At 71.9% G+C, this 22,810-nt stretch carries 15 protein-coding genes; 13 read left to right on the top strand and 2 right to left on the bottom strand.

Annotated features, from left to right (window positions below):
* The first annotated feature begins 287 nt into the window (after positions 1 to 287).
* From ACH4EB_RS23710 to rfbB, 4 genes are all read left to right on the top strand, one after another.
* Positions 288 to 1,595, top strand: coding sequence for a glycosyltransferase (locus ACH4EB_RS23710; RefSeq protein WP_398349564.1), 1,308 nt, complete (start codon positions 288 to 290; stop codon positions 1,593 to 1,595).
* A 20-nt stretch (positions 1,596 to 1,615) separates the two neighbouring features.
* A complete protein-coding gene (locus ACH4EB_RS23705; RefSeq protein WP_398349563.1) occupies positions 1,616 to 2,815 on the top strand; it encodes a cytochrome P450 in 1,200 nt (399 codons plus the stop codon).
* 323 nt (positions 2,816 to 3,138) lie between these two features.
* Positions 3,139 to 4,203 (top strand): glucose-1-phosphate thymidylyltransferase, encoded by a 1,065-nt coding sequence (locus ACH4EB_RS23700; RefSeq protein WP_398349562.1) that lies wholly within the window; start codon positions 3,139 to 3,141, stop codon positions 4,201 to 4,203.
* Positions 4,200 to 5,150 (top strand): dTDP-glucose 4,6-dehydratase, encoded by a 951-nt coding sequence (rfbB, locus tag ACH4EB_RS23695; protein WP_398349561.1) that lies wholly within the window; start codon positions 4,200 to 4,202, stop codon positions 5,148 to 5,150. Before ACH4EB_RS23700 ends, rfbB begins: the two co-directional genes overlap by 4 nt.
* Positions 5,151 to 5,176: 26 nt before the next feature.
* Here the strand turns inward: rfbB and ACH4EB_RS23690 are convergent, their stop codons facing one another.
* Positions 5,177 to 8,023: a LuxR C-terminal-related transcriptional regulator gene (locus ACH4EB_RS23690; RefSeq protein ID WP_398349560.1), complete on the bottom strand. Its 2,847-nt coding sequence runs from the start codon at positions 8,021 to 8,023 to the stop codon at positions 5,177 to 5,179.
* 729 nt (positions 8,024 to 8,752) lie between these two features.
* Between ACH4EB_RS23690 and ACH4EB_RS23685 the strand changes: the two genes are divergently transcribed.
* From ACH4EB_RS23685 to ACH4EB_RS23645, 9 genes are all read left to right on the top strand, one after another.
* Entirely contained in the window at positions 8,753 to 9,709 is a 957-nt protein-coding gene (locus ACH4EB_RS23685; RefSeq protein ID WP_398349559.1) for a S1 family peptidase, read from the top strand.
* Between the two features lie 193 nt (positions 9,710 to 9,902).
* The gene (locus tag ACH4EB_RS23680) at positions 9,903 to 11,273 is read left to right on the top strand and encodes a glutamine synthetase (RefSeq protein WP_398349558.1); all 1,371 of its coding nucleotides are present in this window, start codon (positions 9,903 to 9,905) and stop codon (positions 11,271 to 11,273) included.
* 641 nt (positions 11,274 to 11,914) lie between these two features.
* On the top strand, positions 11,915 to 12,979 hold the full coding sequence (locus ACH4EB_RS23675) for a C-terminal binding protein (protein WP_398349557.1): 1,065 nt from the start codon (positions 11,915 to 11,917) through the stop codon (positions 12,977 to 12,979).
* A complete protein-coding gene (locus ACH4EB_RS23670) occupies positions 12,976 to 14,151 on the top strand; it encodes a KamA family radical SAM protein (protein ID WP_398349556.1) in 1,176 nt (391 codons plus the stop codon). Before ACH4EB_RS23675 ends, ACH4EB_RS23670 begins: the two co-directional genes overlap by 4 nt.
* A gap of 59 nt (positions 14,152 to 14,210) precedes the next feature.
* Positions 14,211 to 15,407, top strand: a complete 1,197-nt coding sequence (gene alr / locus ACH4EB_RS23665; protein WP_398349555.1) for an alanine racemase — start codon at positions 14,211 to 14,213, stop codon at positions 15,405 to 15,407.
* Between the two features lie 62 nt (positions 15,408 to 15,469).
* Positions 15,470 to 16,570 (top strand): iron-containing redox enzyme family protein, encoded by a 1,101-nt coding sequence (locus tag ACH4EB_RS23660; RefSeq protein ID WP_398349554.1) that lies wholly within the window; start codon positions 15,470 to 15,472, stop codon positions 16,568 to 16,570.
* Positions 16,567 to 17,688 (top strand): aminotransferase class I/II-fold pyridoxal phosphate-dependent enzyme, encoded by a 1,122-nt coding sequence (locus tag ACH4EB_RS23655; protein ID WP_398349553.1) that lies wholly within the window; start codon positions 16,567 to 16,569, stop codon positions 17,686 to 17,688. Before ACH4EB_RS23660 ends, ACH4EB_RS23655 begins: the two co-directional genes overlap by 4 nt.
* 10 nt (positions 17,689 to 17,698) lie before the next feature.
* Positions 17,699 to 18,874 carry a methionine adenosyltransferase gene (gene metK / locus ACH4EB_RS23650; protein ID WP_398349552.1) on the top strand — a complete coding sequence of 392 codons (1,176 nt, stop codon included), beginning with the start codon at positions 17,699 to 17,701 and terminating at the stop codon, positions 18,872 to 18,874.
* A gap of 170 nt (positions 18,875 to 19,044) precedes the next feature.
* A complete protein-coding gene (locus ACH4EB_RS23645; RefSeq protein ID WP_398349551.1) occupies positions 19,045 to 20,415 on the top strand; it encodes a glutamate-cysteine ligase family protein in 1,371 nt (456 codons plus the stop codon).
* Positions 20,416 to 20,475: 60 nt separating this feature from the next.
* Here ACH4EB_RS23645 and asnB read toward each other — a convergent pair whose 3' ends face one another.
* Positions 20,476 to 22,350: an asparagine synthase (glutamine-hydrolyzing) gene (gene asnB / locus ACH4EB_RS23640; protein ID WP_398349550.1), complete on the bottom strand. Its 1,875-nt coding sequence runs from the start codon at positions 22,348 to 22,350 to the stop codon at positions 20,476 to 20,478.
* Positions 22,351 to 22,810 lie beyond the last annotated feature (460 nt).

Raw genomic sequence — 22,810 nt, 5'->3', positions numbered from 1 at the left:
CGGAAAGGGCGATGCCGGGGATTGCTTGTCGGTCATTGTTTGTGCAGTGACGGCGCGTTCGTATCCCCCGCCGGGCCCGGGGACGGACGGTTCGGTCGGCGACACGTCGGCGCCATCGGGGCGGCCCGGCACCGCCACCCCGCGCGAACGTGCGGGATTTGCCCCGTTCCCCCCTCCAGGGGCCAGGGCCGGGTGATGCTGGCGTGTGTGGCCGGACGGCCGGGACGTGGGCGCCCGGTCCGCCCGGCGGCAACGGTGACACCAGACCCCGACGGAAGCGAGAGCTGATGCGTGTGTTGATCGCTACCACACCGGCACCGGGACACGTCGTCAGCATGCTCGAAGTCGCACGCGAACTGACCCGGCGCGGCCACGAGGTGCGGTGGTACACCGGCCGCGCCTTCCGTGAACAGGTGGAGCGGACCGGGGCGCACTTCGAACCCATGCACGCCGGGCTCGACTTCGGCGGCCGGAGCCGGGAGGAAGCGTTCCCCGGCCACGCCGGGCTGACCGGGGCCGCCAACTTCACCACCGGCGTCCGGGACATCTTCTACCGCACCGCACCGGGCCAGATGGACGACCTGCTGGCGGTGCTCGAACGGTTCGCGGCCGAGTGCATCCTCGCCGACGACATGTGCTACGGCGCCTGCTTCGCCGGCGAGCGCACCGGAATCCCGCTGGTCTGGCTGAACAACTCGGTCTACATCGCCGGCAGCAGGGACACCGCCCCGCTCGGGCGGGGCGCGATGCCCAGTACGTCGCCGCTGGGGCGGGCACGCAACGCGCTGCTCAGGTTCGTCGCCGACCAGGTGGTGATGCGGGGCATGCGCCGGGAGGCGGACCGGACCCGGGCCCGGGTGGGACTGCCCCGGCTGCGGACCGGCGCCATGGCGAACATCGCGCGCCCGCCGGCCCTGTACCTGATGGGCACCGTGCGGTCCTTCGAGTTCCCGCGCAGCGACCTGCTGCCGGGAACCCACTTCGTGGGCGGACTCCTCGGCCTCCCCCCGGAGCACTTCGACCCGCCCGGCTGGTGGGACGAGCTGCGGGGCGGCCGGCCGGTCGTGCTGCTCACCCAGGGCACCACCGCCAACGACGTCGACCGGCTGCTCGCGCCCGCCGTCCGGGCCCTGGGCGGGCAGGACGTCCTCGTCGTGGTCACCACCGGCAGCGGCGTGGACGTCGACCGGCTGCGGCCGCTGCCGGACAACGTCCGGCTGGAGCGGTTCATCCCCTACCATCACCTGCTGCCACACGTGGACGTGATGGTGACCAACGGCGGCTACAACGGCGCCAACGCGGCCCTCGCCCAGGGGGTGCCGCTGGTCGTCGCGCCGGGCTCGGAGGAGAAGCCCGATGTGGCGGCGCGGGTCGAGTGGGCCGGGGCCGGTGTCGTCCTCAAACGGCGGGCCGTGACGGAATCCGGCCTGCGCGAGGCGGTGACCACCGTGCTGAACGACGAACGCTACCGGCGGCGGGCACGCGAGATGTCGCGGGAGTTCCAGAGCTGCGACGCCCCGCGGCGGGCCGCCGAACTGATCGAGTCCATGGCCGGCTCCCAGGGCCAGGTCCCCACCGGAGGTGTCACACAGTGAATGCCACGACGAAAACCGGCTTGGCGCAAGCCCCCCTGGCGAGCATGCCGGTGGACCCGGGGCCGTTCGACTGCATGCCGGACCTGCTGGCGGCCGCCCGCGTGGCGCCGGTCGTGCGGATCCCCTACCTCGGCCGGCACGCCTGGGTCGTGTGCGATCCCGAACTGGTGCGGATCGCGCTGACGCATCCCCGGATGGAGAAGGACGTGAGCCTGGTCCCGGACTTCATGCGCAAGCCGGGCCTGATGGTGGGCTCGCAGCCCGATCCGGAGTACGCCCGCGCCATGATCATGAGCGACGGGGAGCACCACGCGCGGATCCGGCGGCTGCACGCACCGGTGCTCAGCCCCCGTAACACCGAGCGGTGGGGCGAGCGGGTGAGCGTCAAGGTCGACGGATTCCTGGACGAGCTGGAGCAGTCCCGCTCCGCGGACTCCGCCGAAGTCGACGTGGTCACGGACTACACCCACCGCATCCCGCTGGCGTTCATCTCCGAGATGCTCGGCCTGCCCCTGGAGGCGGAGCGGCGGCTGCGCAGCATCACCGACGTGATGCTCTACTCCTCCGACTACCCGGCCCGCACCGAGGCGGTCGGGGCGCTGTTCGGCGCGGTCCGGGACTGGGTGCGCGACCCGGCCCCGCTGCGGGACGGGGTGATCACCGGCTTCCTGTCCGCCTCCGACGGGCCGGACGCGATCACCGAGGGCGAGGTCATCGTCTGGACGGTCGGGATGATCATCACCGGCTACGAGACGACCGGGAGCGCGATCTCCGCGTCGCTGTACGAGGCGCTGCGCCGGCCGCCCGAGGACCGGCCGCGGACCGACGAGGAGATCAAGGAGTGGATCGAGGAGGCCCTGCGGGTGCACCCGCCGTTCCCGCACCCGACCTGGCGCTTCGCCATGGAGGACCTCGACCTCGGCGGCTACCTGATCCCCAAGGGCGCCCCGGTGCAGGTCAGCATCGCGGCGGCGAACCGCGGGCCGGGCGAGGAGGCCGACAGCTTCGACCCGGCCCGCAAGGGACAAGGGCACCTGACCTTCGGCCTGGGCATGCACTACTGCATCGGCGCCTCGCTGGTCCGGCTGGAGGCACAGATCGCGGTACGCGGCTTCCTGCGCCGGTTCCCGCGGGCGCGGCTGAGCAGCGACACCGCCGTCCAGTGGGAATCGGAGTGGATGATCCGCCGGCTGAGCGCCCTGCCCGCCACGCTGACCTGAAGGCGACCGTGCCGCGGCGCGCCGGGCCGGCCGATCCCCACCTGCGCGGATCGAACGCCGGGAAGGGGAGGCCCGGCCGGGCCGGGCGGCGGGCGCCCGGCCGGGGTCATGACACAGGTTCTCACCAGGACGCGCCACGGAATCGGCCCGCTCACGGATATGGGGAAGAAGATGGCTCCTAGCTTTGTGGCTGACGTACCGCGCGACCGGGGAACGCCCCGGCTGAGGCCGGACGCCTTCGGCAGCCGGCCGGACCTGCTTGGGCCGGACGGGCGCGGGGCCGTGCGCCGCCCCGGTGCGGCCGCTCCGGCGAAGGGGCGCCGATGAAGGCGCTCGTGCTGGCCGGCGGGTCCGGCTCCCGGCTGCGGCCGATCACGCACACCTCGGCGAAGCAGCTTGTGCCGGTCGCCAACAAACCGGTCCTGTTCTACGGCCTGGAATCGGTCGCCGAGGCCGGGGTCCGCGAGGTGGGCATCGTCGTCGGCGACTCGGCCGCCGAGATCGAGGCGGCGGTCGGCGACGGCTCACGCTTCGGCCTGGAGGTGACCTACCTTCCGCAGGAGGCACCGCTGGGTCTGGCGCACGCCGTCCACATCGCCCGGGACTACCTCGGCGACGACGACTTCGTGATGTACCTCGGCGACAACTTCATCGTCGGCGGCATCAGCTCGCTCGTGCGGCGGTTTCGCACCAACCGCCCGGACGCCCAGATCATGCTGGCCCGCGTCTCGGACCCGCGCGCGTTCGGCGTGGTCGAGCTGGACCCGCGCGGCCGGGTGATCGCACTGGAGGAGAAGCCGCAGCACCCGAAGAGCGATCTGGCGCTGGTCGGCGTCTACCTGTTCACCGCCCGCGTGCACGATGCCGTGTGCCGGATCAAGCCGTCCTGGCGCGGTGAGCTGGAGATCACCGACGCGATCCAGGAACTGATCGACGCGGGGTGCCGGGTGGATTCCAGCGTCGTGTCCGGGTACTGGAAGGACACCGGCAACGTCGACGACATGCTGGAGGTCAACCGCCTGGTCCTGGACGGCGTCGCGGCCGACTGCGCCGGTGAGGTGAGCTCCAGCGAACTGGTCGGCCGGGTGGTGGTCGAAGAGGGCGCCACCGTCACCCGGTCGCGGATCGTCGGCCCGGCGGTCATCGCGGCCGGCTCACACATCCGCGACTCCTACGTCGGCCCGTTCACCTCCATCGACAGCGACTGCGCGGTGACCGACAGCGAGATCGAGTACTCCATCGTGCTGCGCGGGGCCTCCCTCGCCGGGGTGCGGCGCGTCGAACGCTCGCTGATCGGACGCGAGGTCGAGGTGACGTCCACTCCCGGGGCCCTGCGGGCCCACCGCCTGGTCCTCGGCGACCACAGCAAGGTGCAGGTCACCTCATGAAGATCCTCGTGACCGGCGGCGCCGGCTTCATCGGCTCGCACTTCGTACGGTCCTACGCCGGCGCGGACGAGGTGACCGTGCTCGACAAGCTGACCTACGCCGGGAACCCGGCCAACCTGGCGCCCGCCGAGGGCCGGTTCACCTTCGTCCACGGCGACATCTGCGACGCCGAACTGCTCCGGAAGGTGGTGCCCGGCCACGATGTCGTCGTCAACTTCGCCGCCGAGACACACGTCGACCGCTCGATCGCCGGCGCGGGCGACTTCGTCCACAGCAACGTCCTGGGCGTGCAGTGCCTCATGGAGGCATGCCTCGACGCCGGTACCCCGAGGGTCGTGCACATCTCCACCGACGAGGTGTACGGCAGCATCGAAACCGGATCCTGGGACGAGTCGGCCCCGCTCAACCCGAACTCCCCCTACGCCGCGGCCAAGGCCGGCGGCGACCTGATCGCCCTGGCCTACGCGCGCACCCACGGGCTGCCGGTCAGCATCACCCGCTGCGGGAACAACTACGGGCCGTACCAGTACCCGGAGAAGGTCATCCCGCTGTTCACCACCCGTCTGCTCGACGGCCTCAAGGTGCCGCTGTACGGCGACGGCCGGAACGTACGCGACTGGATCCACGTCGATGACCACTGCCGGGCCGTCCGGCTGGTCGCCGAGCGCGGCGAGGCGGGCGAGGTCTACCACGTGGCGGGGACCGCCGAGCTGACCAACCGGGAGCTGACCGCCCGGCTGCTGGAGGCGCTCGGGGCCCCCTGGCGGTGCGTCGAGCACGTGCCCGACCGCAAGGGCCACGACCGCCGCTACTCCCTGACCGACGACAAACTGCGGGCCCTGGGCCATACGCCGCGGATCACCTTCGAGCGGGGGCTCGCCGAGACGGTCGCGTGGTACGCCGCCAACCGCCGGTGGTGGCAGCCGCTGATGCAGGGGACCGGGTGAGCGGCTGCGACCGGGGCAGGTGTGCGCTACAGGGTGAAGCGGGTCAAGGCCGTACGGGAGCGGATGCCGAGCTTGCGGTAGATCTGCCGCAGGTGGAATCCGACCGTGTGCGGGGAGATGAACAGATGGCGGGCGGCCTGCCCGTTGGTCAGACCGCCCGCCACCAGTTCCGCCACCTTCCGTTCGGTCTTGGTCAGGCTCTCCCAGCCGGAGACCGGTCGTTCGGTGCGCGTCCAGTGCCGGCGCCGGACGCCGAGCCGGCGCAGTCGGGCCCGTACGCGGGCGGCGTCGTGTTCACCGCCGAGCGCGCCGTACGCGCCCAGCGCCCGGTCCAGCGCGCTGACTGCGTTCTCCTGGTCGCCACGGTCGAGCAGCAGGACGGCCTGGTCCTCGGCCACCGCGGCCTGGGCCCACGGATTGCGGTGCAGCCGGCCGGCCCGGTCCAGGGCGTCCGCGTCCTTGTCGGCGAGCGCGCGAGCGTGCAGGGCCGCGGCGAGCACCGCGGGAACGCCGCGGTTGTGCTGTCGCAGGTCCTCGGTCGCCTCGATGACGGCGCGGGCGAGGTCCGGCCGGTCCGCCGCCAGCGCGCAGCGCACACACCAGGCCGCGGCCGCCGGGTCCTCCAGGGCCAGTTCGCGCAGCGCACCGGCTTCTGAAGCGATCTCCGCCAGGATCTCCGCGGCCGCCCTGAAATCCGACCGCGCCTCGGCCAGTTGGGCGTTCAGCAGCAGGCGCGCGGCCCACCAGGGACTCCAGGAAGCTGTCGGGAAGTCCTTCTCCAGGGTCTTGAGGTGATCCTCGGCCTGGGGGAGCGCCCCCCGGCGCAGCGCGGTCAGGGCCAGCACCAGCCACGCCTGGGGGGCGAGCATCGGCACGCACGGCCCGGCGGCGCCCACACCGTCCCGCGCGGCCTGTTCGGCCGCCTCCAGGCGTCCCTGGGCCAGATACAGCGGTGCCCGGAGGACGGCCGCGACGGCGGCGGCCGGGGTGCCCGCCTGCGCGGCGGCCAACGGTGCGCAGCACTCGACGACCTCTTGTGCCTCCTGGTACTCGTCGAGCCGGGTGAGCGTGAAGGCAAGGAACCAGCGTGGATCCAGGAACTGCGCGACCCGGTCCCCGCCGCCGAGGGCGACCGCCTGGCGCAGGGTCTGCAGCGCGTCGCCCGCCCGGCCGGCGCGCCATCGGCCGAACGCGTGGAAGGCCATCGCGCCGACGTGCACGGCCTGGGGGTGCCGTCCGGGGGCGTCGAGGATCTCCTGGACCCGCTTGTGCGCGGTACTGTCACCGGTCAGCCAGGAGGCGGCGAGATGAGCGATCACGGCTTGACGCCGCCCGAAGCCGGCCTCCTGCGCCGTCAGCGCTTCGCGTGCGGCCCGGTGTGCCCTGGGCGCGTCTCCCTGCAACAGCAGTGCGGCCGCCATCGTCGCCCGCAGCGCGGCGACGTCCTCGGCGAGCGAGCCCGGCGACAGGGCCGCGAGCCGGGTGGCCTCGTCGATGGTGTCCTCGGCCAAGGTGACGGCCTTCTCCAGGTGACCCGCTCGGGTGAACGCCTCGACCGCGGTCTTCGCGCACCGCAAACGCTCGGCCTGCCCGGGAGGCAGCAACTCCATGCAGCGCATCGCCAGTGACGCCGCGGTCGACGGATCGGCGGTCAGCAGTTTCCGGGATCCCTCCGAGACGATACGCAGGGTCTCCATGTCGCCGGGCTGGACGATGTGCACCAGTTGGAGGGCGGCGCGCGCGAGGCCGTCGCGGCGCGACAGCAGAACCTGCGCCGCCTGCCGGCGCAGCAGCGCGCGCACCGGTAAGGGCACCGAGTCGAGCAGGACCCGCCAGATCGGCTCACTGCGGAACGCGAGGTCGTGCTCGCCGCAGACCACCAGCTTGCGGCTGACGGCTTCGTCCACCGCCGCCAGCAGGGCGACCGGCGTCTGGCCGAGCAGGGCCGACAGGTCCTCCGGTGCGAACGGCGAGCCGAGCACCGCTGCCACCCGAAGAGCCTTCAGGGTCGGCTCGGACAGCGACTGGAGATCCTTGTCGAGCAGCCCGGCGAAACGCTTCGGCACCGGTGCGGGCAGGCACACACCGTCCCCGTCCGCGGTGCCGCCGCTGACGTCGGGATGCAGCCGGGAGACGTTGTCGACCACGCAGACGTCACCGTCCTCCACGAGCCCGCGCATCAGCTCGATCACCGCCCGGGGGGTGCCGTCGACGCTTTCCGCCAGGGCCAGGAGCGCCGAGCCGGGGGCGGCACCGGTCACATCGGTGACCAACTGCGTCAGCGCTTCACCCGAGAGCGGCCCCAGCTCGTGCACCGCTTCCACCGAAATCCTGCTCCTCAGCTTGCCGAGGCAGGTCCGCACCGCCTCGGACGGGACGGCGTCACGGTCCGAGGAGAAGGCCAGAAGCCACAGCGCCGGCCGGGTACTGAACGTCTCGATCAGTTCGCACAACGCTGTCCAGGCGGGCAGGGGCGCCAGATGCAGGTCGTCGAGCACCACGAGGACGCGCCGGTGCTCACTGTCGTTGCGCAACCATGTCCGCGCCGACTCGATCACGGACGTCACCTGCGGGGCGTGGCACCGGTGGTCGGCGGAACCCTGCGTGCCCGAGCGGGCACCCGCAAGCGCTGCCGGACCTTCGGAGACGGTTGCGGGCCCGGCCGTGATGCCGTTGACGACGGCGAAGCCGCTGCCGCCGGCGAGTGTGACGGCTTCCCTGAGAAGGCGGGACTTGCCCGCCCCGGGCGCGGCCTCCACCACCAGGACACCGCTGTGCCGGGTGCTCGCCACCCGCCGCAGGTTGGCGCGGACCTGCGCCAACTGCCGATCCCGGCCGCGGACCTGCGGTAACGGTCGTGCATTGGACCCCATGACGCTCCCTTTGACGAGTTCGAGGAACGGACCAGTACCACGGCCGGCCCCGGCCTGCCCGGGTACACGGGCAGGCGTGCCGCGGGCCTGTACAAGAGGGGCCATCGGCAGGCCGGCCGCACCGGTGACTCGTGCGGCCGGCCCCTGACGGAGGTGCCCCCCCACCGCGCTACCGGGAATACGCCCCGGCGCGAACGGAGGTTCAGTGGTCAACGTTTTGGGCGCCGCGGGAGGGTGGTTCCAGCCATGCGCCGCCCGGGGCCGCTGGTGTTCGTGCGCCCGCAGTGACGGCATGGTCGCCAGCCTCCCCACGAGGTACCCGGGTGATTCTCTGGAAGAACCACATCGGCTGGAACTGCGCGGCAGGCGGCGTGGACGCATCTGGTGATGTTCTTCCTCTTTCGTCCGTGTGCGCCTGCCCGGACGCGGTACCGGAGCGGGCCACAGGTTTCGGCGGGCAGTCCATGCGGGGGCCGGAGCCGAAGCAGCCGGCGCGCCCAGCGGGACGCACGACGCCACCGGCGCCGGGGACGGAGTTGCGTGGGGCGAACAGGTGTCGGCGGCTTTTCGCTTCCACGGGTGGTTTCCGTGACAACCGCGCTGATCGGCGGCCCCGGGCCGCGTATTCGCTGTCCAGCATGGAAGCCCTCGCCCGCGTGCAGCCCGGCGTGGGCAGAACGCAGAACACCGCCTCGGACCCGTGAGTCCGGTACGCATTCGGGAGATGCCGTGCAGCGATCGCTTCCCTTCCGACGGACCGCCGCCCTGGCGGCCGCCGCCCTGGCCGCCCTGGCGGCCGCGAGCCTTTCCCCCTTCAGTCCTGACGCCGCCGCGCGGGCCCACACCGTGGAGGGCGGCGAGTCCCGGGCCGTACGGGCCCCCGACCCGCTGATGGCGACCATGGCGACGCTGGACCGGAGCGAGCTGATCCCCGGCACCGCCTGGGGAGTCGATCCCCGGCTCAACCGGGTGGTCGTCGAGGCCGACCCCACGGTCAAGGGCGCCCGGCTGGCCAGACTCACCACGCTCCTCAAGCCGCTGGGCAAAACGGTGGAGCTGCGCAGGACCACCACCAGACTCACGACGCTCATCGAGGGTGGCGACGCCATCCACGGCCGGGACTACTCCGCGACGTGCTCGCTCGGCTTCAACGTCAGGCGGGCCGGCGCGCCGGACGCCTTCCTCACGGCGGGACACTGCGGCAACCCGGTCAAGAGCTGGGCCACGACCCGGGGCGGCCCGCAGTTCGCGCGTACCGCCCGCTCCAGCTTCCCCGGCAACGACCACGCCTTGGCGCGGTACACCGCGGGGGTGCCGCACTGGAGCGCCGTGGACCTCCACAACGGGCGGTGGCTGCCGGTCACCGGCGCGCGCGACGCGGTCGTGGGCGACCGGGTCGCGCGCAGCGGCGCCACCACCGGGACCCACCTCGGCACCGTCACCGCGCTGAACCAGACGGTGACCTACCGGGAAGGCCGCGTGTACGGGCTGGTCAGGACCAACGCGTGCGCCGAGCCCGGCGACAGCGGCGGACCGCTGTTCACGTACGACCCGGACGGCACGTCCTTGGTGACCACCGCGCTGGGACTCCTGTCGGGAGGCAGCGGCAACTGCTCGCGGGGCGGGACCACGTACTACCAGCCGGTGACGGAGGCCCTCGCCGCGTACGGGGCGAGCATCCCCTAGCCGGCCCGGCCGGCTGTGACAGGTGGCCTGCGTTCCCGTGGGGGAGCGCAGGCCACTGCGCGTTGGTCCGGTGAGCCGTCGGGAGCGCGGGGGCCATGCCGGGCGGCCGGGGGCCTGTGGGCTTTCCGGCCAATTCCGTGATCGAACCTCGGCTTTCCGTTTCAGGCCGTCATGGTGAGGTCAAGCCTGAGGCATGGACGATGGCCGTACGGCCGTGACCGCCGCTGACGGCTCGTCACCGGTGGTCCGGGTGATGGCGCGCCTGGCGGGCGAAGGCGTCCGGCTGGTCGCCATGAGCTGGGTCGACAACGCCGGCATCAGCCGGCTCAAGGCCGTGCCGCTCAGCCGGCTGCCCGGTGTCGCGAGCCGGGGCGTCGGTGTGTCCCCGGCGTTCGACGCGTTCCTGGTGGACGATTCGATGGCGTGCGAGGACGGGTGCGGAAGCCGCACCGGGGACCTGCGCCTGGTGCCCGACCTGAGCCGGCTCACCGCGCTCGCCGCTCAGCCCGGGTGGGCGTGGGCGCCGGCGGACCGTTTCCGTCAGGGGGGAGAGCGCCACCCCGGGTGTCACCGGGCCTTCGTGGACCGTATGACGCGCGCGGCGGCCGACCGGGGGCTGAGCCTGCGCATGGGGTTCGAGACGGAGTGGACGGTCGACCCCGGCCGCCTGGGGGACGGTCCGGCGTACGGGCTGGCTCGCCTGGCGGACTCGGGGGCCTACCTCCTCGACATCGTGGACGCGCTCGCCGCCCAGGGGGTGGAGGTCCTGCAGATCCACCCCGAGTACGAGCCGGGGCAGTTCGAGGTCTCCACTGTCGCCGAGGATCCGCTGGGTGCGGCCGACACCGCCGTCCTCGTGCGGCACACCGTGCGGACCCTCTCGCTAGGCCGTGGGCTGCGGGCCTCCTTCGCGCCGCTGGCCACCACGGCCGGAGTGGGCAACGGCGGTCATGTGCATCTGAGCCTGTGGCGAGACGAGGAGAACCTGCTGCACGCGGGGCAGGGGCCGCACGGCATGACCGCGACCGGCGAGGCGTTCCTCGCCGGTGTGCTGCGGTCACTGCCTGCCCTCACCGCCGTCGGCTGCCCGACCCCGGCCAGCTACCTCCGGCTGGTGCCGTCCGTGTGGGCGGGGGCGTACCGGTGCTGGGGACTGGAGAACCGCGAGGCGGCGCTGCGCTTCATCACCGGCGCGGCAGGCGAAGGGGGCGCCGGCGCGAACGCCGAGGTGAAGTGCTTCGATCAGGCGGCCAACCCGTACCTGGTGGTGGGATCGCTCCTGGCCGCCGGCCTCGCCGGTGTGGAGGAGGACCTGCGGCTCCCCGACGGGTACGGGAACGATCCGGCGCGGGCGGACGCCGACGAGCGGGCCCGCTGCGCCATCGAACGGTTGCCGGACAGTCTCCAGGAGGCCGTCCGGCACTTCGAGAGGTCGGCCGTGCTGCGCGAGGCGATGGGCGACCACATGTTCGGCGCCGTCCTCGCTGTGCGGCGCAGGGAACAGCAGCTCTTCGCCGATCACACCCGCGCCGATGTCGTCGAGGCCACCCGGTGGCGCTACTGACTGTCCCGCCGCACCGTCCGCCGTGACGGGGCCCTCGCGTGGTGCGGGACGGCTTGAGGCGCACGGGACGTGGCGCAGAGTTCCGGAAAAAGTCCCAAGGCGTACGTCGGTGCTTTCCCCGGCCTGGTTGAAGAGCCGTGGTTCGGTGGCTGCGCCGTCTGCCCTGATGCGCTGATATGCGCAGGGGACCGGTGAGGAGCAGGGCTTCTATCCGGGCCTTTGAGCATCTCTGAATTTCGGGGTGCCGCCGGTTTCCGCGTGGACGGGGATGGCAGCCGGGCGATATCCGTGTGGGCCTGCCCACCGGTAGCCGGATCGATGGAAACGGGCCGTGCCACCGGCTCTTGGTGTCGGCCGCGCGCGTTGCACCGAGCGGTCGGCCGGTCAAGGGGAGTCGCGGCCGTGATCCGGAGAAAACGTTCACCCTCTGCACCCCGCGAGACATGCCAGCTCATGGACCCGCGGAGCGCTCGCCTGGTGGGCATCCCGGGCACGTCCGCGGTTTACGTGCCTGATTGATCTGCGCCGATGCCGTACGTAGGCCGGTTTGCGTAGGCTGGAATTGGGGCTGGTGTGCGTCTCCGTGAATGGTTTCAATTACTGATCGTGCCTCACAGGCCCGTATGCGGAGAGGCGGAAGTATGGCGACCCCACCTTGCGTCAACGGTCGGCGGGAAACCACGCACGGCACCGGGCCTTCGGTCGTCGTGCTGGACGGGCCGGGAGCGGGGTATGTCGAGGGAGCCGAACTGGAGCGGAGCGTCATCGGCTCGCTGGGCGATGTCCGGCCGCTGATCGTGCCGCCGCGGGAGCGCGGACTTCTCCAGGATCTGGCAGCCGACTATGCCATTCTCTGGCACCGGGTCCCGCTGGACGCGGCGTTCTTCGAGCGGTCTCCGTCCTGCCGGGGCGTCGTGTGCGCCAGCGTCGGGTACGACCACGTGGACATCGAAGCCGCATATGACCGCGGAATTCCCGTCTATCACGTTCCGTATTACGGGACCGAAGAGGTCGCCGACCACACCCTGGCGCTTTTCCTCGCCCTGGAACGCCGGCTCGGCGCCCTGCAGGAGCATGTGCGCGACGGCGGGTGGGACTGGCGCGCGATCGGCGATCCGCGCCGGCTCAGAGGGCTGGTCTGGGGCGTGGTGGGCCTCGGGCGCATCGGGCTCGCGGTGGCGCAACGGGCGCAGGCGTTCGGGCTGCGTGTGGCGTTCTTCGATCCGTACAACCACCCCGGCATCGAGAAGGCGCTCGGCTTCGAGCGGTGCCACGCGCTCGACCGGTTGCTGGCGGAATCCGACGTGGTCAGCCTGCACGCGCCGCTCACCCCGGACACCCGCCACCTGCTGGACGCCGGCCGCCTGCACCGCATGAAGCGGGATGCGGTCCTGATCAACACGGCGCGCGGCGCACTGATCGACATCTCGGCCCTGGAGGACGCGCTCGCCGAGAGACGGCCGGGCCGGGTCGGCCTGGACGTCGTGGAGGGCGAGCCGGACATCCCCCCATGGCTGCGGGCCCACCCGAGAGCCCTGGTGAGCCCCCACGCGGCCTTCTACTCCGTGCCGTCCCTCGTCGAACTGCGCACCCGAGCCGCCGAGGCGGTGTGCCAGATGATCACCGGCGAGCCGGTCACCTCGGCGGTCGCCGTGCCGCGGCCCGCTTCCGGCCCCCACCCCTCCGTCGCGAGGAGAGCAGGATGACCACGGACGTCGCCCCGACCGTCGCACAGGGGCAGTGGACCGACTGGAAATGGCAGCAGCGCCATGCGATCCGGACGGCCCGCCAGCTCCAGCAGCGCTTTCCCCGATGTGCTCCGGAGATCCTGGAGCGCATCAGCAGGCACAATCTTTCCCAACGATTTCAGGTGACGCCCTACTTTCTGGAACTGATCGCCACCGACCCGGACACCGGGGGCCCGCTGCTCGACGACCCGTTGTGGAAGCAGGTCGCCCCGCAGGGAAACGACAAGGACGAAGCGCCCTACGCCTACGACGGCGAAACCGAGAACTGGGAACTTCCGCACGAGATGGTCACCCCCATCGCCCAGCACAAGTACGACAACCGGGTGATCGTGCGATATGCGAACGTCTGCCACGCCTACTGCCAGTTCTGCTACGAAGCACTCCGCACCCTCGACAAGGATTCGGCGAAGGCGACCTTCGACCGCGATCACTGGCGGGCCACCCTGGACTATCTGCGGACCCACCCACGGGTCGAGGAAATGATCCTGAGCGGCGGAGAGCCCCTCATGCACAGCAACGATCAAATCGACCAGGTGCTCGGCGAAGCCCGGGACGCCCGGGCCGATCTGCTCGTGCGGTTCCACACACGGGCGCTGACGTTCAATCCGTTCCGGATCGACACGGGGCTCTGCGACGTATTCGCCCGGCGCGGCGTCGTATCGGTCGGCCTGCACGTCACGCATCCCAGGGAATTGTCCCCGGAATTCACCGCAGCGGTGAAGAAGCTGCAGGCGGTGGTCCCCATCATCTTCGCCAACGTGCCCCTCCTGGGCGGGGTCAACGACTCTCCGGAGACCATGCGGGAACTGTGCATGGGGCTGTACCGGCGCGGCGTGCACGCGGGCTATCTCTACCACTTCATGCCGCACAGCCCGGAGGCCGAGTGTTTCCGGACCCCGGTCCAGCGCGGAATAGAGATCGTCCGTTCGCTGAAGCGGCACATCTCCAATCCCGCGGTCCCCGAGTACGTCCTGCCACACGCCACCGGCAAGTACACCGTTCCGTTGGTGGACCTCGACTCCGTGGCCGGCTATCCGCGGCACGCCCGGGACGGCAAGGGACTTCGCGTGCTGGAACTGGTCAACTGGCAGGGGGAGCGGATCCACTACCCGGATCTCGAAACCGCGTGAAAGGTCCGCACCCGTCCCGGGGCCGCCGCCCCCTTTCGGCCCGCCAGGAAGGAGACCCGATGACACGAACCGGGACGCTCCGGTGCGAGTCCGTCACCTCCCTGGCCGCCGCCCGGCTGGAGAAGACGGTCGCGGCCGATGCGGTGCGCCACAATCTCGCGGTGCTGCGCACGGCTGCCGGAGGCCGGCGGATCATGGCCGTCGTCAAGGGCGACGCGTACGGGCTGGGCGCGCCGGCGATCGCCCGCCTGCTGGTCGATGCGGGAGCGGACGCGCTCGCCGTGGACACGGTGGCGGAAGGGGCCGAACTGCGTGAGCACGGCATCGACGCTCCGGTCCTGGTGATGGACGTGGACGTCACCGACACCGCGGCTGCCTGTGCCCGGTACGGGCTCATGCCCGCCGTCGCGACCCGGGAACAGATCCGGCGCCACCATGCGGTGGCGTGGCGGCACGGCACCCCCGTGACCGTGTGGCTGCGGACCAACGTCGGCTTCAACCGGTTCGGCCCGCGCGAGGAGCGGGAGTTCGCCACCGTACTGGACGCTCTGCACGAGACGCGTACCACGACGCGGGTGGCCGGGATGTTCGCCCACCTGCCCGGCACCGACCGGGACAACCGGGAGACGGCCGAACAGGTCGCCATGTTCCGGGCCCGGCTGGCCCGGGCGCGTACGGTGCTCGGCCCACGCCTCGAAGCCTCGCTCGCCGCCACCCACGGCCTGTTGCACCCCGAGGTGGTGCGGGGAACCGACTGGGCGCGGCCCGGCATCGGCCTGTACGGGCTGCTGGAGCCCGCCAGGCAGGAAACGGCGGACCCGGCCCGCACCGGCCTCGACCGGCTCCGTCCCGCGGTCTCCGTGCGCGCCCGGGTGCTGGACCTGCTCACCGTGACCCGGGCGGAGGGCCTAGGGTACGACCGGTCGGCGGCTGTTCCCCCGGGGCGGCGCCTCGCCTCCGTGGCGATCGGGTTCTCCCGTGGTGTGAGCGCGGCCGCACCCGCGTTCAGCGGGCTGCTGCGCGGCCGGAGCTGTCCCATGGTCGGCTGTCCGGGCATGGACTGCACCCAGTTCGACGTGACCGATGTGCCGGACGCCCGTCCGGGGGACTGGATGACCTTCATCGGCCCGCGGCGCCCGGGCGGCGGGCCGGAGCGCACGGCCCAGCAGGCCGGCGCGGAACTCGGCCTGAGCCTGTACGAACTGCTCGCGACGTTCCGCATGCCCGTACGCCTCGAAGATCCGCGCGCGCATTGACCACCACGACGGCGTGTGACGGCCCGTTCGCCGCGCGCCCCAGCGAGAGTGGACGGGAGAAGATGACCGAAGACCCGACCTCCGAACGGATTCCGCCCCGCGGGGGCGTGCTGCGCCCGGCCGCGGACGTTCCCCAGGGCTCTGTGGAGAGCCTCCTCAACACCATCCTGCGCGGCCCGGTGGAGCCGCTCGAAATCACCGCCGCACACCGCGCCTTGCTGACGGCGCTCGACGAGGCCCTGGAGCGCGCCCGGACCGAGGGCGACACCGGCGCTCTGCTGGACGTGCACCGCAGCGCGTACACCGTCTATGAAGGGCTCCTCGGCCATCCGCTGGGCATCGCGGTCCACGAGCGCAGCGCATGGCTGAACGCGTTCCGCTGGACGTACGAGGAAGCGGTGCTGCGCACGGACACCGCGGCGATCGCGGACCGGCTGCCGGGCCCGCGGGAGGCCACCCGGCCCGAATTCGTCCGCGACTGGTTCCTCACCGAGGCCAAGGAACGCAACGAACTCGACCGCCTGGTGGAGACCCACTTGGCGGAGCGGGCCACGATGGCGCAACTGGCGCAGTTCATCCAGGCCGACGGCTACCTCAACTACCGCTTCTTCGACGCCCTCGTGCTGGCCCAGCCGCACTTCATGGAGACCGTCAAACACGAGATCAGCCACCACCTGTGGGACGAATGCGGCGAGGGCGAACAGCGTCGGGCCCACACGCTCCAGTTCACCCGCAGCCTGCGGACCCTGGGCCTGTCGCTGCCGACCGTCCCGCCGTGGGAGGACTGGCGTCCGTACGCCGGGCACAACCTGTATTTCGTCCTGGCCTGCAACCGCCGGAACCACTTCAAGGCGCTCGGCAGCCTGGCCATGCCGGAGCTGTTCGACGTGGACCGGGACGCCGCCGTGGTCAGCGGTCTGGAACGGCACGGCTACGGGGCCCAGCAGGACTTCGAGTTCTTCTACAACCACATGGAGGGCGACGCGGAGCACGGGCCCGAATGGCTGGACGGTGTCGTGCTGCCCATCGTCGCGGCCGAACCCGAAGCCGGCCTCGAACTGGTCACCGGCGGTGCGCTGCGGATGCTCGCGATGCGCCGCTACAACGAGTACCTCGCCGACCTGCTGGGCGTGACCGAGGTGGCCGCCGAGCGGACCTCATGAGCCCGGCGGCGGGCAACCCGTTCCCGTCACTGGAGATGGCCGAACGGGCGACCGGGCTGCGGGCCCGGGACCGGCTGAGCACCAACGAGAACGAGTTCGGCCCGGCCGCCGAGGTGATCCGGGCGATCACCGTCGCCGCCGCGCAGGCGCACCGCTATCCCGACTGCGAACACTTCGCGCTGCGCGAGAGGCTGGCCGCCCATCTGCGGACCGGGCGGGACACCGTCATGATCGGCTCGGGCGTGGACGGGCTGCTCGGGGTGACGGCACGGGCGCTTCTCGGCCCCGGCCGGACCGCGGTGACCAGCGGGGCGACCTACCCGACGTTCGGCTACTTCGCCCGGGCGTCGGGAGCCGGCCTGCGGACCGTGCCCTACCGGGCGGGGAAGGCCGACGTGGACGCGCTGGGGCGTGCGGCGCACGAGAGCAACGCGGACATCGTCTACCTCGCGGACCCCGACAATCCGACCGGCAGTTCGCAGGGGGCCCCGGCAGCACTGGCCCTGGCGGACTCCCTGCCTGCCCGCACGCTGCTGCTGGTCGACGGCGCCTACGCCGAGTACCAGGACCCTTCCAGGACGCTGACCGCCTCGCAGGTCACGCGCCGGCGCATGCTGTGGCTGCGCACCTTCTCCAAGGCGTACGCGCTGGCGGGGCTGCGCATCGGGTACGCGATCGGCGCCCCGGAGCTGCTCGCCCTGGTGAGCCGGGGCGCCGAACACTACGTCGTGGGCCGGATCGCCGAGGCGGCGGCGCTGGCTTCCCTCGACGCCACGGCGCACCTGTCCGCTGTCCTGGAGGAGACCGCGGCCGGACGCGCCCACTACGCGACGGCCCTGAGCCACCTGGGGCTGACCGTGCTGCCCGGCACGACCAACTTCGTCACCACCCGGCCGGCCGACCCCGCCATGGCCGGACGCCTCGCCGATGCTCTGGCGGAGTCCGGCGTCTTCGTACGCCACCTCACCGCCCCCGGCATGACGGACTGCCTGCGGATCAGCATCGGCCCCGCCGCCCAGCGTGCGCGGGTGCTGGACATCCTGGCGCGCTGCCTGGATCGCCCGCCCACCGCCGGACAGCGCCGCGTCCGGCCACCGTTCACCCCGTTCCCTCCGTGAAGGAGTCTTCATGCCCCTGCCACCCTCCGAACTGACGGCCGCGCAGATCGCCGAGTCGGTGTGCCCCGGCCACCCGGACAAGGTCGCCGATCAGGTGTCGGACAGTGTGCTCGACGCGTTCCTCGCGGCAGACCCCGGGGCGCGCGTCAACTGCGAAGTCCTGGTCACCCGGGGCAGCGTCGTCGTCACCGGGCAGATCACCTCCAGCGCCGAGGTGGACGTCGAGGCCACGGTGCGTGCCGTCCTGGAGGACGTCGGCTACCACGATCCCGCGCGGCACGGCCTGTCCGCGGCCACCTCGGAGATACGGCTGCTGCTGGACCGCCAGTCGCCGGAGATCGCCCATGGCGTGGACTCGGGCGGCGCCGGTGACTCGGGCATCGTCTACGGCTACGCCACCGATGAGACGCCCGAACGTATGCCCCTCGTCTGTGTCCTCGCCCACGACATCGCGCGGCGCGTCGCCACGACGAACGACGACGACGGCGCCCGGCTGCTGGGGCCGGACGGCAAGGTGCAGGTGCAGGTGACCGGCGGCCCCGTGTCCGGCGAGACGGGAAAGCCGCAGGCCGTGGTCGTGGTCTCGGCCCAGCACCCGCGGGAGCTCACCCTGGAGCAGTTGACCGAAACCGTGGCCGGCAAGCTGGTCGAGCCCGCGCTGCGGGAGCGGGGCGTCGCGCCCGCCCACATCCACGTGAACCCGGCGGGCACCTTCGTGGCGGGCGGCCCGTCCGCCGACGCGGGCCTGACCGGCCGCAAACTCATGGTGGACTCCTACGGCGGCCTGGTGCGCCACGGCGGCGGCTGCTACTCGGGCAAGGACGCCACCAAGGTCGACCGCTCGGGCGCCTACACCGCCCGGCACCTGGCGGCGAACCTGGTCGCCGCCGGGCTGGCCCGGCGATGCCGCGTCGGACTGGCCTACGCCATCGGTCGGCCCGCTCCGGTGTGGGTGGACGTGGACTTCGAGGGGACGGGCACCGTGGACGCCGGGCGCGTCGCCGACGCCCTGCCGGACCTCGTCGACCTCCGGGTGGCGGCCATGATCGAGCGTCTGGACCTGCGCACGGTACGCTTCCGGCCGACCGCGACCTACGGCCACTTCGGCCGGCCCGCGCAGGACTTCACCTGGGACCGGACCGGTCTCACCGCCCGGCTGCGAGAGCGCTTCGCGCACCCGGTCTGACCCGGCGGGCGCCCGCTGCCCGGACCGGCCGACGGCCCTCCCGGCCGGGTGTACGCCCGTGTACACCCGGCCGAACCGCGTCCACCGTGGAAGACTGTCGTGCGTGTCGAGGGCTCCAGCGACCCGACACCGTCACATCGCCGTCCTTCCGTGACCACAAGGTGTGTTCCATGTCCATCACATCAGCACCCCGTGTGCTCTCACCGGCCGAGCTGCGCAGCGTCTTCGAGCAGCACAAGCAGGACGAGCTCGTCGGCATCGAGGTCGAGACGGCCGCCCTGTGCCCCCGGACCGGAAAGGCGGTCCCTTACGAGGGGGAGAACGGCATCGGTGCCTACCTCGCCCATCTGGCGTCGGCACCCGGCGCCACGGCCGTCCACGACTACGGCACGCTCGTCGGCGTCCAACTGCCCGACGGCGGGCACGTCTCCCTGGAGCACGGCGGGGCCGTGGAGTACTCCTCGCCCCCCGAGCCCTGCGTCGCCGAGGCGATGGGCACGTCCCGGGCCGCGCTCGAACGGCTCGCCGCCGCCGCGAACCGGTTCGGCTTCGCCCTCGTCCCCGGCGCGCAGTACCCGTGCACCGCCTTCGAGGACGTGCAGTGGATGCCGCACTCCCGTACGGCCATCATGCGCGAGCACTTCGAGAGCCTGGGCAGCGAAGGCCGGTGGGGGCCGCGCATCATGTCCATGATTCTCTCGACGCAGGTCTCCTTCGACTACACCTCACCCACCGATCTCGCCGACAAGCTCCGGGTACTGTCCGCGGCCGCCACGCCGGCGGCCGCGCTCTTCGTCAACGCCCCGCTGGAAGCGGGCAAGCCCAGCGGCCTGCTGTCCCGCCGTATGCGCTTCTGGCGCCATGCCGACCCGGCACGTACCCGGATCATCCCCGTCACGCTGCGCGAGGACTTCACCATCGATCTGTTCATCGACTGGGCACTGGGCCTCCCGATGATCCACCGCGGGATGCCGGACGGCAGCCGGAAGCGGGTCCCCCCGGTGCCGTTCCGTACCCTGATGACCGAGGGCTTCGACGACGGCACCCGGCCCGGCCTGCCGGACTGGCGCGATCACCTGTCACAGATCTTCCCGGACGTACGCCTGCGGGACACGCTGGAACTCCGGGCCGTGGACGGACTGCCCTACCCGGCCCTCGCCGCGGTGCCGGCGTTCTGGACCGGCCTGACCTACCACCCGCCCGCCCGGGCAGCGGCCTGGGAACTGCTGCGCGGCATCAGCCACCAGCAGCACCTCGCGGCCCTCGACGACATCGCCCGACGAGGCATGGACGCGTCCCTCGCGGGACGTCCGGTGCGTGCTCTGGCAGCCGAGCTGCTCCACCTGAGCGAGGCGGGGCTGTGCGCACGCGTGGACGCGGGCCTGGAGCGCCCCGAGACACTCGCCTTCCTGGAGCCGCTCAAGGACGTGGTCCGGACCGGGGAGACGTTCGCCCAGCGCACTCTCGCACAGTGGCACCAGGACCCGGACGGCTTCCCCGAGAAGTACGTCGCGGCCCACCGGATCCCCGGCACCGCCTGACCGCACCCCGGCACCGCCCGACCGTGGCGCCCCGGGGCCCGCACACCGAAGGACCGCTCCCTACAGTGTGAGCCGCGCACCCGAGAGACGCAGCCAGGTGTCCAGGGCCAGCACCACGTCCCCGGCGTACCGCACCTGTTCGTCACCCCGCGCCATGGCGTCACGTGCCGCCGCGACGTCCACCAGACCGTGCACCGGGGACGTCGGGTCGTCGAAGGCGTCGGTGAGCGCGGCGCCGATCGCTTTGGTGTAGCGCGGATCCTGGGTACGGGGGTAGGGGCTCTTCACCCGTTCGGCGACCGACTCGGGCAGTACGGACCGGGCCGCGGCACGCAGCAGGCTCTTCTCCCGGCCGTCGAACGTCTTCATCGACCAGGGAGTGTTGAAGACGTACTGCACGAGCCGGTGATCGCAGTACGGAACGCGCACTTCCAGGCCGGAAGCCATGCTCATGCGGTCCTTGCGATCGAGCAGCAGTGGCAGGAACCGGGTCAGCGTCAGATAACAGACCTCCCGCATCCGGCGCTCCACCGGGTCGGTGACGTCCGTGTGCGGGACCTCCGCCAGCGCCTGGCGGTAACACTCCTGGCGGTGTCCGGACAGATCCAGCGTCTTGAGCACGGCCGGGTCGAGCAGGGTGGGATCGAGCAAGGTGGGGGCGAACAGCGTCCGCTCCGGGGCCTGATCGGACGGCGGTGCCCCCTCCGCGATCCAGGGGAAGGTGCCGGCCGTGAGCGCGCCCGTGTCGTGGAACCAGCGGTAGCCGCCGAAGACCTCGTCCGCGGACTCTCCCGACAACACCACCTTCACGTGGTGCTGGACCGCCTTGAACAGCGAGTGGAGCGAGGTGTCGTGCTCGCCGAGGACCGCGGGCAGGTCGTAGGCGCGAGCCGCGGCCTCGCGGGTGCGCACGTCGACCAGCTCGGCCGAGTCCAGCAGGACCTCGGTGTGGTCGGCGGCCACGTGCGCGGCGACCGCGCGGGCGTACGGGCCGTCGGACGTCGAGCGGACGTCGTCCGGGGCGAAATGTTCGGCCTGTCCGACGAAGTCGACGGCGAAGGACAGGATCGGCCCGCGTGCCTGCTCGCGCAGTGCCTCGGCGGCCAGCACGGTGACGGTACTGGAATCCAGGCCCCCCGACAGCATGGAGCCCAGCGGAACGTCCGCGACGGTCTGCCGCGCTACCGTGTCGTGCAGCAGCGAGCGTACGGTGGCCACGGTGTCCCGCAGGCTGTCGGTGTGCGGCCGCGCCTCCAGCTCCCAGTAGCGGTGCTCGCCGATCCCCGGGCGGCGTACCCGGACGGTGTGGCCGGGACGTACCTCGCGCATGCCGACGTAGGCGGTGTGCCCAGGGGATTTCACCAGGCCGAGCAGGTTCCTCAGCCCGTCGGCGTCCACCACGGCCGCCACCTCGGGATGGGCCAGGAGCGCCTTGGGCTCGGAGCCGAAGAGCACCCCGGAGGCGGTGGGGTGGTAGTACAGCGGCTTGACCCCCATGCGGTCCCGGACCAGGAGCAGTTCCTCGCCGCGCGGGTCCCACAGCGCGAAGGCGTACATGCCGTTGAGCCGGGTGACGAAGTCCGCTCCCCAGGCCAGATAGGAACGGAGCACCACTTCGGTGTCGCCGGCGGTGCGGAACCGGTGGCCGCTGCTTTCCAACTCGCGCCGCAGCTCCCGGTAGTTGTACACCTCGCCGCTGTAGGTGATGGCCCCGACGACGCGGCCGTCCTCCTCCGCCACCATGGGCTGGCGGCCGCCCTCGATGTCGATCAGGGCCAGCCGCCGATGACCGAAGCCCGCGTGCCGGCAGGCCCACGTGCCCTCGGCCTCGGGCCCACGGCACCGCAACGGCCCGGTCATCGCGGTGAGGATCTCGCGTTCACGTTCGCCCGTGAGGTCCCTGTCGTAAGCGATCCACCCGGTGATACCGCACATGGGAACCTCACCTCGGCATCGTTCGCGCTGTCCGCTCCCGTTCCCTCTACCTCGTATGCCGTCTGCCGAATCGCCGCCTGCCGACGGGCGGCCCGACGGAGGACAAGACAAGCCGGTATTCGGTACTTCCGGCCGGCACCGCCGGCACCGCCGGGCAGCTCCCGCTGGTTCGGAGGACGGCAGGCCGTGGGAGCCGGTGGCAAGGCGCGAGGCGCTTCGCTGCCCGCCGGTCTCAGGTGGGGCGGGAGCGGGGTGGCAGAGCGGCAGGGGTCCGGCGCCATGGTCGCCGGACCCCGGCGTGCCGGCCGATTCCGGGGTCGCGGGAAGCGGCTGGTTTCAGTATTGCCCCTGGTCATGTCGGTGGCCTAGGTCGTGTCTTCAAATGATCTTGCGTGGTGGATCATGGTCGGGTGATACGTCGACATGAGCTGTCGGATGCCGAGTGGGAGTTCGTCCGGCC

Origin of the sequence: Streptomyces sp. NPDC018045, from assembly GCF_044327445.1 — a bacterium.
Classification (GTDB): Bacteria; Actinomycetota; Actinomycetes; order Streptomycetales; family Streptomycetaceae; genus Streptomyces.
Note: the sequence above shows the minus strand (reverse complement) of the source record. Positions and strands in the feature narration are given on the sequence as shown.